Here is a 12,652-nt window from a genome sequence, read left to right as displayed (position 1 = left end):
TATGAAATATTCATCTCAAATGGTCGCAAAACCATATTTTATTTTTGCACTCATTCTCCTTGCCGGAGAGATTGTTTTCGGTCTTGCTATGGGGGCACAATACCTCTATGGCGACTTTTTGTTCCCGGCCATCCCTTTCAATGTACTCCGCATGGTTCATACGAACTTGCTGATCGTTCTCTTGTTGTTCGGATTTATGGGAGCTACGTATTATCTCATTCCCGAAGAGAGTGAGCGAGAGTTGTGGAGTCCTCTTCTGGCCAAAATCACGTTTTGGGTTTTCGCAGCGGCAGGGGTAGCTACCATTTTAGGGTATTTGCTGGTTCCTTACGCCACATTGGCGGAGCTGACATACAATAATATATTGCCGACAATGGGTCGTGAGTTTTTAGAACAGCCTACCATTACCAAAATAGGAATTGTTTTTGTCGTTCTCTCGTATATTCTGAATGTCACTATGACCGTCGTAAAAGGTCGCCGAACAACGATTTCCGTCATATTATTGACCGGTCTTTTCGGGTTGGCATTTTTCTTTTTATTCGCCTTTTACGTCCCTGAGAATCTTGTCATGGATAAGTTTTTCTGGTGGTTCGTTGTCCATTTGTGGGTTGAAGCGACATGGGAACTCATCTTGGGAGCACTTTTAGCGTTTGTATTGATTAAAACGACGGGTGTTGACCGCGAACATATTGATAAATGGCTCTATTTGATTATTGCTATGACTCTTATTTCAGGGCTTGCAGGAACGGGACATCACTTCTTCTATATCGGTACTCCGGGATATTGGTTATGGATCGGATCGATTGCATCTGCGGCTGAGCCGATTCCTTTTTTCTTGATGATTTTGTTTGCATTCAATATGGCTAAAAACCGTCGCATCCAACACAATAATAAGATTGCGCTGACATGGGCGAAAGGTACCGCTATCGTGGGCTTTTTAGGAGCGGGAGTATGGGGCTTTATCCACACGCTCGCACCGATCAACTATTATACGCACGGTACGCAGTTGACTGCCGCACACGGCCATCTCGCTTTCTTCGGTGCGTATGTGATGATCTGTTTTACGGTGATCTCGTATGCTATGCCGATTCTTCGCGGCAGAGCTCACGGCAACGGAGTAAAAGCGCAAAAAGTGGAATTAATAAGCTTTTGGATGATGGTGATCGGTATGATCGGCATTACCTTGGCGCTAACCGCTGCAGGAATTATCCAAATTGAGATGCAGCGACTTCCCGATTCTGCACATGCGATCGGTTTTATGGAAACGCAAGCCGCTATTTCTAGCGTATATGCGATTCGTTTAGCCTTTGGTCTCATGGTTCTTGGCGGACTGTTGACCTATTTTTACAGTTTCTTTGTCAAAGAAGCGGAGTAGGGACTCAAATGGATGAAAAGGTCGGTAAATTCTGGGACAAGTATTTAACAAAAAAAGTCTCTCGAATACATAAAAAAGAAGAAATCCTCTTTAGTGATATAAACAAAACACTCAAACTATTTTATCACCTCTTAGGGGGTGACAAAGGGAAAGAACTTCATATTACCGACAAAAGATCCATAAAAACCTCAAGAACACTGCTCGAAAAGATTTCAGGAAACGGGGAAACTTTTTTTCTTCCTTGGCAAGATGAAAAAGGGCTTTACCTTCCTGCCTCTTTAGGCTATTTTCCCCTTAAAACACATAATGAGATGCACTACTATTGGCTCGTTGCCTTATTGACACAGGTAAACATCAAAGGTTCAAATAGAGAAGCTGAAAATCAAAAAGGTGTGAGAGTGCTTATCAAAAAATACGCCGGTTTTAGAGAATTTTATACCTATGCGCACCAGTATCTACTCAATCATTATCCGGAATTATCCACGATTGAATCTTCCCTCGAAGGCTCATCAGCGGGTAATTATCCCAACCCTTTATGGATATATCCCTCTCTCTCTAGTGCTAATAAACTCCTTGATAGCGATGATGAAGAGGAAGTTCAAAGACAAAATGATGAACAGCGCAAGAGTGAAACCTTGCAGATGAAGAAGAAATCCGAACAGATTGATGATAAAAAAGAGACGGACGGTCTTTTAATGTTTTTACCCGAGTCCATTATGAGCCTGATGGAACAGGTGAAGGTAGACCGACAGGAAAATGACAGTTATGACGAGGATGCTCTCTACAATGCCGAAGATTTAGATGAGATTACGCTGGGACAAAAGGATGCCAACCTCTCTGCACGACTTAAAATGGACTTGGATATATCTGCGAACAGTATTGAAGAATACCCGCTAGGAAAAGGGCATTTTATCGATGAGTGGGACTATAAAAAAGAGGTCTATCTCAAGAATTATGTGTGCATTAAACCCTTTATTTCGATACATACGGAACCGATTGCTTTACCGAAACGGCTGGAAAAAATGATGCGCCGTATTCAAAGCGAACTCGACCTGATGGAGCTTGATAGGATCAAACGGGACAATCTCCCCTATGGCGATGAGATCAACATCGATACGTGGATCGATTATAAAGGCCATCAAAATCGTTCAAACCATCCCCAACGATTTTTTGAAACGTATGAGCGAAAAATGAGGGATATGTCGACACTGATTTTGGCCGATGTCTCACTCTCGACCGAAGCGGGGATCACGCAAGAGATACGTGTCATTGATATGATAAAAGATTCGCTTATGGTATTTTCCGAATCACTCTACAGACTGCAAGACCGATTTGCTATCTATACCTTTTCTTCGATCAAAAATACAAAGGTGAACTTCCATATTATTAAAAATTTCAAAGAAAAATACAATGACGACATTCGCGGCCGCATTGATGCCATTAAGCCGGGATATTACACACGGCTCGGTGCGGGGATACGAGAGAGTGCCAAGATATTGGAGAAACAGCAGAGTGCGAATAAGCTTCTTCTGATCCTTAGTGACGGAAAACCGAATGATGTCGATCGATATGATGGCCGTTACGGGATCGAAGACACGAAAAAGGCGATTGAAGAGGTGAAGAAAAAAGGGATCACCCCTTTTTGCATAACGATTGATATCGAGGCAAAAGAGTATCTTCCCTATCTTTTTGGGAGAAATTCGTATGCCCTCATACGCGATGCCAAGAAATTACCCAAAGTTTTACCCGAAATCTATATGAATTTAACCAAATAAAGGAACATGATGTCTAAAACATACTACTTGCCTCAATCCAATGAGGTTGAGCTTTTTAAGGCTGCTGAGGGGATGAACCTCCCGATTTTGATTAAAGGGCCGACAGGGTGCGGAAAAACTCGCTTTATCGAAGCGATGGGGGAGATGTTGGGACGGGAAATTTATACCGTAGTGTGCCATGATGATTTAAGTGCCGCGGATTTGGTAGGGCGACACTTAATTGATGAAAACGGGACGTATTGGCAAGACGGGCCGCTGACCAAAGCGGTACGAAACGGCGGGATCTGCTATCTGGATGAAATCATTGAAGCCCGAAAAGATACGACGGTCGTGTTGCACTCCCTTGCCGATTATCGCAGAGTTTTACCGATTGACCGAACGGGTGAAGTGATCGAAGCTCATCCTGATTTTATGCTGGTTGTCTCCTACAATCCCGGTTATCAGAATGTTTTAAAAGGGATGAAACCCAGTACCAAGCAGCGATTTATCTCCTTGAGCTTTGATTATCCGAAGGCAGATGTTGAAAAGAAAGTACTGATGCAAGAGAGCGGAATTGATGAAAAAATAGCTCAGAAATTGGTCGATATCGCGGGTGAAATCCGCCGATTAGGGGATTGTGATATTCAAGAAGCGGTATCAACACGACTCCTCATTTATGCGGGAAAATTAATTACAAAAGGGTTTGATCCCTATCAGGCGTGTATCCATTCGATTGTAGAATCGCTTAGTGATGAAGAGGATGTTTTAGAGGTGCTTGAAAAACTGATATCGTTGCATTTTACAAAAAGTCTAAATGTCTAGTCCTATAATTTTGTCTCTTTGTTTAGAATAAGAGAGGCTAAGGTGGTGTTGGTGAGCATCTCTTCGATCATCGCTTTTGGCGGTGCCCATTGATCATGCAGGGCACAGGGGTTCGAAGCGTCACATTTTTCAAATCCTAATATGCAATGATCGGGTTCGAGCGATTCTCCGATAGCTTCGAGAATGTCGCACAAACGTATGGCATCCGCGCTTTTAGCGAGACTTAGCCCCCCCTCACGTCCGCGGGAAGCGGAAACCAGTCCTTTTTTGACCAGTTCCGTCATCAGTTTGGTCAGATATTTGTATGGAAGACCAAGTTCTTTATGGAGTACATTGACAGAATGGGACGTCTCATTGTATCGGTGCAGATAGCTCAATACACGGATAGCGTATTCGGCAGTTTTGGAAAAATGCATGGCTTGCTCTCCGATTTAAATAAGGTATTTTAACCTAATTTACTTTCGATATCGCATTAGTCTACTTTATGGTAGTATTTTAAAAAAAAATGAGTTACAGCGAGCTAGAGATGCATAAAACAAAAAAACTAAATCTTCATTATACAGAAAGTGTTTTAGCCGGAGTAGGGGCATTTTTAGGTCTTTCCTTGATCGGGTTACTTGCAGAAAAAGCAAATATGCTGATGATTATTGCCCCTTTCGGAGCCACAGCGGTACTTTTGTTTAGCGCACCGCATAGCCCTTTTTCAAGACCCTTAAACATATTCGGCGGATATTTTATTTCGACTGTGATTGGGCTGTGTGTTCTAGAATATACGACAGGCGGATGGCTTCCTATAGGTATAGGGTTGGGGATAACCATTATGATGATGCATTTGCTAAAAGTGGTTCATCCTCCCGCAGGAGCAAATTTTTTGATTGTTACTCAGGGTCACTTATCCCTTCATTTGATTTGGCCTCTTTTTATCGGTCTTATAGCGCTTATACTGGTTGGTATCAGTATCGATAAACTACAAAAAAAGATTAATGTGTCCGAGTAGGTTTCCCGAAAATCAAGGTTTTTCCGTACCGTCCGCCCCATACAACGAACAAGACAATCCACGCAAACGCCGTAGCATCAAAAATCCATCCGTGAGAACTTCCCAGAGCCGTGTCGACAGAGAGGGCGAAGCGGCTGATGACAAGGAGTTGTGTCCACCAAAAGAGGGCTATCGAAAGGTTGTCTGCATGAGGTGACTGCCCTGAATGCCCGAGCGTTACCCGAGTCCCAAATCCGATCAGTACCGTTGTCAAAAAACCGAGTACAAGAAGGTGGGTACCTGCAAATAAGAAAGATATGCCGTATAGCATTTCAGCGATTTGGGTCAGTGATCCGATGAAAAGCCCTATAGGAAGCCAAAACAGTGCCAGATGAAGTATCCATACAATAGCCGGAGAATGAAAGGGGTGGAGTTTCCAACGCAAAAATTCACGAAACAGATAGAGGGCGAGGAGGGTGCTGATAAGGGCTTCTCCTAAGGTAAAAGCAACCATCGCGAAGAGGGTTTTTACGATTAAAGCGCTAAAAACGATTTTTACGAAATGGTCACTTTTAGGTTCTTGCGAATGGCTGAAAAAAGGGATCATACGCTGAGCCACCGAGAAGGTGAGAAAAATGAAAAAGAAATTGACGATAATCGGTGTAATCAGCGAAAACCAATCGTGAATCCCCCCTATCAGATTGACCCCGTACGCGATTATCCAAAAAAGGTGGGCTGCGATCGTGATGGCATGGGCAATCAATATCCAATACGGGTCTTGTTTCAATGGAGACTGACCGATTTTATAGACCCAATGGAGGGTAAAAATGGCCATAGAGTGGGCAAATAAAACACTGAACATTGCGAATAAAACCATCCACTCCGAAAGAAATGCCCCTGCGATAAAGAGAACGCCTCCGATCTGATAGAGCCAAACGATTCGGACATAGACCTCTTTCGGGATGGCCATAGCGGTACAAAAACGGGGAAATGTCGTAAATAAAAAGCCGTGAAAAAATTGAGCAAATACTAAAAATGAAAGGGTATAAAGGTGAAACTCGTTTTCGCTCAGACTTAGGGTAATAATCCCTTTATGGGAAAGGGTAAAAAGAACCATCGAAACGATCGCCCACAATAGACCGAAGACGAAAAATGGCTGGTGGGGTTGAGAGAGAAAATAGTTTTGTTTTTTACTCAAGAGAGAATCAGAGAATGTGTGCATACAGATTCCTTATAAAATATGTGGGAGTATAGCGTGCTAGAGGGTGCGGGAAATTGATGAAAGTCAAGAAGAAAGGGTAAAAGGCTCTGTTTCGTTTCTGTAACCATAGAGTTTTACACTTCTGCACTTTATATGAAGGCACATTCATGTTCTCCATTCGACTCATCTCCCGTCTCTCTATACGTCAAAAAATTACTTTTATTGTGGCGACGACACAACTCTTTGCCATCATCGCCATCTCCATCGGTATCCTAGGTATGTTTTTTTCAAACGCCTCTTTAACGCGGATAAATGACCAAAGTCTCCATCCTCTCGATCAGCTTAGAGTGTGTAAACATGCTATGGTCAATGTGATTCAAGCGAAAGCACAATTGATATCCGAAGGGCAGGGGGATTACGAAAATGATCTAAAAGCGATCAAAGAGGCACATAAACAGTTTAAAGAACAATGGAGTGCGTATCTAAAATCCCCGAAAACAGAGAAAGAACAGCTTCACCTCGAAGACGCACAAATGCAAGTAGCACGGGCTGATCGCTCTATGAGCGCGCTTGAAACGGCAATCACAAATCGCGACATAATGGAGATTCATGATTTGGTTCAAAGCGATTTTCCTTTTAGTTTTGCACCTCTAGGGGATCTTTTTGATTCTCTCATCACGCTTCAGCTCGAAAATACACAGATTCTCTACAATCAGGCACAAACACAGTTCAATCAAACCCTTCTTTTGATAGCGGTTATTTTTCCGATCGGTATGATCGTGATCTTTATTACCCTTCGACTCATTACCCGTGAGCTGATTCAAAAAATCACCCTTCTCTCCCACATCATCCACCATCTGCGCTCGGGAAATCTACACGAGCGGATCCAAGTCGATGGAAAAGATGAACTCTCAACCGCAGCCCATGAAATGAACGGCTCGATGGAAGAACTCCAAAAAATCCTTGCCAATATCAAATCGACATCGTTTGAAAGTATCGCTACCGCTCAAGAGCTCAACACGGTTGCCAATACCATTCGTCAACGCCTCGAAACCAGTACGACCGATATGGCACAGACCCATGAACAACTTGTCCAATTGCAATCGATTGTCAATGCATCAACCTCTTCAGCGCAGGACACTACCTGCAAAATCGATGAAGCCAACACCAATCTGCGCGAAGCCAACACCCAGATTTCAAAAATGAACAACGATATACAAACGGTCGCCCAAATTCAACAAAGCCTCTCTTCTGAACTGCAAGCGTTATCCTCTCAAGCACAGCAAGTCAAAGGTATCTTAAATATTATCGGAGATATTGCCGACCAAACAAATCTTCTCGCACTGAATGCCGCAATCGAAGCGGCACGGGCAGGTGAACACGGTCGAGGCTTTGCCGTTGTAGCGGATGAAGTGCGTAAATTGGCGGAGCGAACGCAAGAGAGTCTGGCACAGATCAACAGCACGATCAGTACCATCGTTGATGCCATCATCACCACCAGCGATAAAATGGATAAATCAACCGGTTCGGTACTGCGTGTTTCGAATGATTCGAACTCCGTTCAACGGATTATCAACCACTCATCGTCACTCATTTCGATCGCCGCCGATAGCGTCCATACATCAAATGACAATTTGGAAAATCTAACGGGAGGGATGCGTTTGATATCAGGGAAAATCGATACCCTCAATACGATAGCATCTTCCAACACCGACAGTATTCAGGAGATTACGGATGTTGCATTCCGTCTTGATCAAAGTACGGCGGAGATTAATCAAAAATTAGAAAAGTTTCGTACGTAGGTAATTTTTAAATGTCGCTTGACACGGATAGCGGACCAAGCGATGTATGAAGTAAAAAAACATGGTAAAAATCATTATAAGTTTTCTGATGATGTACAGTCGAATCTTACTATTTAGGGGATTGTTTTAGTAATTGACTGATATATTATTCTAAAGATAATACCACCTGTAATGATTACTACCTAAGGCATCGGAATGGCGAGCATACTGGAAAACAATGTTGATTTAAGTACAGAAGAGGTGCAAGAACCATTTCATCAGAGTGAGCAGCGGTATCGTATCTTCTTTGAACATTCTATGATAGGCATGGCAGCCACCTCTCCTGATAAAGAGTGTATCCAAGTGAATGACCAATTGTGTGAAATGCTTGGTTACTCAAGGGAAGAACTTACAAAAAAGACATGGGAACAAATCACCCATAAAGATGATCTTGTTGAGCAAATCGCCTTGTATAACAGCGTCCTAAATGGTGAACATGACGAATATGAATTAGATAAACGGTTTATTCATCGTGATGGTCACACGGTGTATACCCACTTAGCTTCACGCTGTATTCGAAAACAAGATGGTTCTATTAACTACTTTATTACGATGGTGGAAGATATCTCGGAACGAAAACAAGTCGAAGAAAAGCTCCGTGAAAGTTCTCAAATTCTTCAAAATATATTGGAAACCACTCTCGATGGATTTTGGAGTGTGGATTACCATGGCAATTTGATTGATGTCAACCAGACCTATGCTGAACAATCGGGCTATACACGTGAAGAGCTTCTTTTAATGCAAATATCTCAACTCGATGCAATCCAGAGTATCTCAACCATCGATGAACGTATTAACACGATTATTGAACAGAGACACACTCAATTTGAGACTAAGCACAGACGCAAGGACGGATCGATTTGGGATGTAGAAATCAGTACGTCGCATTACACGATTTCAGGAGGACGTATATTTGTATTCCTGCGTGATATCACTGAGCGTAAATCCTCTGATGAGCGATTGCTTAAAAGCGAAAAACGGTTTCGGAATTTCTTTGAAAAAAATTCTTCAATCATGTTACTTATTAATCCCGAATCAGGCAAGATTGAAGAAGCAAACAACGCTGCTGTAAGCTATTACGGTTATCCAAAACAGCAACTTATCGATATGCCTATTAACGTGATTAATATTCTTCAACCAGACAAACTCACTATGAATATACAATTAGCGTTACATGAAAATTCAAATTATTTTTTATTTTCTCATCGCTTATCATCTGGTGAAATACGTGATGTTGAAGTACATTCAACCCCAATCGAAATTGATAATAAAACACTGTTGTTCTCAATTATACATGATATTACAGAAAGAAAACAGGCTGAAGAAAAGCTCCTTCTTGCCGCAAATGTATTCACCCATGCTAGTGAAGGAATTGTTATCACTTCACCTGATGGAGCCATCATTGACATCAATGATGCGTTTAGTCGTACGACTGGTTACAGTAGGGATGAAATTATCGGAAAAAATCCGCGTGTACTAAGCTCAAAACTGCAAGAAAAAGAATTTTATTCTGCCATGTGGCATGATTTGATCGAAAAAGGTCATTGGTACGGCGAGCTTTGGAATCGACGTAAGAATGGAGAATCGTATGCCGAGATGCTCAATATCAGTTCCATACTCGATTCTCAAGGAAAGGTACAAAATTACGTAGGAATTTTTTCTGATATAACAGCGAATAAAGAACACGAACATCAACTAGAATATATTGCCCACTATGATCCCCTTACAGGTTTGCCTAATCGTGTTTTAAATTCAGACAGGCTGCGACAAGCGATGACTCATGCTGATCACAGAAATGAGAAGATAGCTGTTATTTATCTTGATTTGGATGGCTTCAAACAAGTAAATGACCGATATAGCCATAGTGTGGGTGATAATCTTCTTATAGCACTTTCAACACGTATGCAACAGGCACTGCGTGAGGGTGATACCTTGTCACGATTAGGTGGGGACGAATTTGTTGCAATTCTTTTAAATACGGATGATCTTTCTATAGCATCACCGATTATTCAAAAACTTTTGGATGCTGCAAGTCAAGTAATAGTGCTGGATGATGTTTTATTACAAGTTTCAGCCAGCATAGGAGTTACTTTTTATCCACAATCTGGGGATGTAGATGCTGATCAGCTGATACGTCAAGCGGATCAAGCTATGTATGAAGCTAAGCAAGCAGGCAAAAATCGCTACGATGTTTTTGATCCAGAGCACGATCTTACAATACGCACTAGACATAAAAAATTAGAACGTATCCGCCAAGCTCTAGAAAGTGATGAGTTTGTTCTTTACTATCAACCTAAAATCAATATGCGTACAGGTGAGCTTATTGGTGTTGAAGCCCTAATACGCTGGCTACACCCTGAAAAAGGTCTTATCCCTCCGCTTGATTTTCTCCCGATTATCGAAAACCATCCTCTATCTGTCAAAATTGGTGAATGGGTAATCAATGAAGCTATTTCTCAAATCAAACAATGGCAAGTACAGGGACTCAATTTAGCCGTCAGTGTGAATGTAGGAGCTTTGCAGTTATTGCAAGGGAACTTTATGGAACGGTTACGACTCATTCTTGCTAAACATGAAAATTTTGATTTCTCATTGCTGGAAATTGAAGTACTCGAAACGAGTGCATTGGAAGATGTCAATCTGGCATCTACTATTATTGAAGAGTGTAAAACAATGGGGATCCATTTCTCATTGGATGATTTTGGAACAGGGTATTCGTCTCTTAGTTACCTTAAACGACTTCCCGTTAGAACTTTGAAGATCGATCAAAGCTTTGTTCGTGATATGTTTGATAATCATGATGATTTGGCAATATTGGAAGGTATTGTTGGCTTGGCTTCAGCTTTCAGTCGCGAAGTGATTGCAGAAGGAGTTGAAACCCATGAACATGGAAAACAATTACTTTTGCTAGGATGCGAATTAGCACAGGGATATGGAATCGCACGACCGATGCCTTCAGAAAAAATGATTGAATGGGCTCGACAATGGGGTCTATATCATAAATGGATTGGTTAAATATTTTCATATGAATTAAAAATGTACGTAAGTATCACTTGACAAGATGTAGGATAGGGGTGTTTTGTGTAATAGTAGCGAGAAATATATTTTTGAAGATGGCGGAAAATAGCCGGAAAATGATAAATAAGCGTCAAACTGAAACTGTAAAAAGTGAGTAAAAAGGTTGGTTGCGGAAGCAGGATTTGAACCTACGACCTTCGGGTTATGAGCCCGACGAGCTACCGGACTGCTCTATTCCGCGGTATGAAAATTTTTAGTTTCTATTGTCTATGTTTTATAGGGTAGAAGTTTTAAGTCTAGATTGGTTGCGGAAGCAGGATTTGAACCTACGACCTTCGGGTTATGAGCCCGACGAGCTACCGGACTGCTCTATTCCGCGGTATGTAAATGGTGGATGGGGAGGAGGGATTCGAACCCCCGAATGACTGGACCAAAACCAGTTGCCTTACCGCTTGGCGACACCCCAATGTTCTCGTTAAGAGGCCGAAATTATAGACACTTTTCGAGAATTTGTCAAGTGTTTCGCAAACAACGTGCTTAAAAAATATCATTTTTTTGATTGTGATAGTTTTTTAACCCTTTTACCCTATAATTGCCTTACTATATTAATAACAAAAGAGTTTTGAATGTCAGCAGTGCAACGGGTATTGGATGCTATCGAAGAGTTTAAAAAAGGGCGAATGGTCATCATGGTGGATGATGAGGATCGCGAAAACGAGGGTGATCTTGTTTATGCGTCGGTTTTTTCGACACCGGATCATGTGAATTTTATGGCAACTCATGCCAAAGGGCTGATTTGTGTCGCTATCAATCCTAGCATCGCTAAACGTCTCAGCCTTGAGCCGATGGTAAAATCGAATACTTCTATGCACGAGACGGCGTTTACGATCTCAGTGGACGCTACGGCGGCAACAACGGGTATTTCAACGCACGAGCGTGACATGACGATCAAAATTTTGGCTAATCCGCTCTCACATCCAACCGAATTGGTGGCTCCAGGGCATATTTTCCCACTGATTGCGAAAGAGGGGGGAACACTGGTTCGTATCGGACATACGGAGGGATCAGTAGACCTATGCCGTTTGTCGGGGTTGGCAGAATCGGCCGTCATCTGTGAGATTATGAAAGAAGACGGGACAATGGCACGCCGTGATGATTTGGATCTGTTTGCCGCTAAGCATGATCTCAAAACGGTCTATATCTCCGATATCGTCGAGTTTCGTTTGGCGAATGAAACATTGGTAAAGGCGGTCTCCGAAGAGGAGATCGAGTTTTTCGGTGTCCACGTCAAAAAATATGAGTTTGTCGATCATCAGGAGAACCGTCATACGGCAGTCGTTTTCTACAAAGCGGGAGAGACGGCGAACGTCAAAGTCCACAATGTCGTCCCTGACATCGATTTGCTTTTAAACCAAAGCAAATATACCCATTTGGTCGATTCGATTCAATATCTTAAACACAACAGCGGTGTATTGCTTTTCATCAACAAACCGCACCATCAGCAGGTCAATATGAAAGAGTACGGGATCGGTGCTCAAATATTGAAATCGTTGGGTGTAAAACATATGCGTCTGATTGCGGAGACAAAAGTTTCTGATTTCGCGGGACTCGGCGGATTCGGACTCGATGTTGTGGAGACGATAAACCCCACTGAGGGGATTTAAG

The 12,652-nt window shown here is 42.2% G+C and carries 9 protein-coding genes and 3 tRNA genes; 7 read left to right on the top strand and 5 right to left on the bottom strand.

The genetic code is table 11. The features are described 5' to 3' along the window. Position 1 precedes the first annotated feature (1 nt). The 3 genes from Q8O20_RS06845 to Q8O20_RS06835 are packed head-to-tail and all read left to right on the top strand — an operon-like array spanning position 2 to position 3,951. On the top strand, positions 2-1,375 hold the full coding sequence (locus Q8O20_RS06845; RefSeq protein ID WP_305530552.1) for a cbb3-type cytochrome c oxidase subunit I: 1,374 nt from the start codon (positions 2-4) through the stop codon (positions 1,373-1,375). Positions 1,376-1,383: 8 nt separating this feature from the next. Beyond that, positions 1,384-3,150, top strand: a complete 1,767-nt coding sequence (locus Q8O20_RS06840) for a nitric oxide reductase activation protein NorD (protein WP_305530551.1) — start codon at positions 1,384-1,386, stop codon at positions 3,148-3,150. A 9-nt stretch (positions 3,151-3,159) separates the two neighbouring features. Next, positions 3,160-3,951: a CbbQ/NirQ/NorQ/GpvN family protein gene (locus Q8O20_RS06835; protein WP_305530550.1), complete on the top strand. Its 792-nt coding sequence runs from the start codon at positions 3,160-3,162 to the stop codon at positions 3,949-3,951. A gap of 2 nt (positions 3,952-3,953) precedes the next feature. Here the strand turns inward: Q8O20_RS06835 and Q8O20_RS06830 are convergent, their stop codons facing one another. After that, complete coding sequence (locus tag Q8O20_RS06830; protein WP_304738395.1) at positions 3,954-4,367, bottom strand: Rrf2 family transcriptional regulator; 414 nt, start codon at positions 4,365-4,367, stop codon at positions 3,954-3,956. An 89-nt stretch (positions 4,368-4,456) separates the two neighbouring features. Here Q8O20_RS06830 and Q8O20_RS06825 point away from each other — a divergent pair, with 89 nt between their 5' ends. Continuing rightward, the gene (locus Q8O20_RS06825) at positions 4,457-4,948 is read left to right on the top strand and encodes an HPP family protein (protein WP_305530549.1); all 492 of its coding nucleotides are present in this window, start codon (positions 4,457-4,459) and stop codon (positions 4,946-4,948) included. On the opposite strand, the gene Q8O20_RS06820 is transcribed toward Q8O20_RS06825, so the two are convergent. Continuing rightward, on the bottom strand, positions 4,932-6,149 hold the full coding sequence (locus tag Q8O20_RS06820) for an NnrS family protein (RefSeq protein ID WP_305530548.1): 1,218 nt from the start codon (positions 6,147-6,149) through the stop codon (positions 4,932-4,934). The genes Q8O20_RS06825 and Q8O20_RS06820 overlap by 17 nt on opposite strands. Positions 6,150-6,295: 146 nt before the next feature. Here Q8O20_RS06820 and Q8O20_RS06815 point away from each other — a divergent pair, with 146 nt between their 5' ends. Together Q8O20_RS06815 and Q8O20_RS06810 are read left to right on the top strand one after the other, a co-directional pair. After that, on the top strand, positions 6,296-7,930 hold the full coding sequence (locus tag Q8O20_RS06815) for a methyl-accepting chemotaxis protein (RefSeq protein ID WP_305530547.1): 1,635 nt from the start codon (positions 6,296-6,298) through the stop codon (positions 7,928-7,930). 195 nt (positions 7,931-8,125) lie between these two features. Then, positions 8,126-10,984 carry a PAS domain S-box protein gene (locus Q8O20_RS06810; RefSeq protein ID WP_305530546.1) on the top strand — a complete coding sequence of 953 codons (2,859 nt, stop codon included), beginning with the start codon at positions 8,126-8,128 and terminating at the stop codon, positions 10,982-10,984. A 167-nt stretch (positions 10,985-11,151) separates the two neighbouring features. On the opposite strand, the gene Q8O20_RS06805 is transcribed toward Q8O20_RS06810, so the two are convergent. The 3 genes from Q8O20_RS06805 to Q8O20_RS06795 form a co-directional block, all read right to left on the bottom strand. After that, a tRNA-Met gene (locus Q8O20_RS06805) sits at positions 11,152-11,228 on the bottom strand. A gap of 61 nt (positions 11,229-11,289) precedes the next feature. Then, a tRNA-Met gene (locus tag Q8O20_RS06800) sits at positions 11,290-11,366 on the bottom strand. Positions 11,367-11,378: 12 nt separating this feature from the next. After that, positions 11,379-11,453 (bottom strand) — tRNA-Gln (locus Q8O20_RS06795). 160 nt (positions 11,454-11,613) lie between these two features. Between Q8O20_RS06795 and Q8O20_RS06790 the strand changes: the two genes are divergently transcribed. Next, positions 11,614-12,651 carry a bifunctional 3,4-dihydroxy-2-butanone 4-phosphate synthase/GTP cyclohydrolase II gene (locus Q8O20_RS06790; RefSeq protein ID WP_304740377.1) on the top strand — a complete coding sequence of 346 codons (1,038 nt, stop codon included), beginning with the start codon at positions 11,614-11,616 and terminating at the stop codon, positions 12,649-12,651. The last annotated feature ends 1 nt before the right edge of the window (position 12,652 follow it).

Source organism: Sulfuricurvum sp., from assembly GCF_030691015.1.
In the GTDB taxonomy this organism is placed as follows: Bacteria; Campylobacterota; Campylobacteria; order Campylobacterales; family Sulfurimonadaceae; genus Sulfuricurvum.
This window is presented reverse-complemented; position numbering and strand designations above follow the sequence as displayed.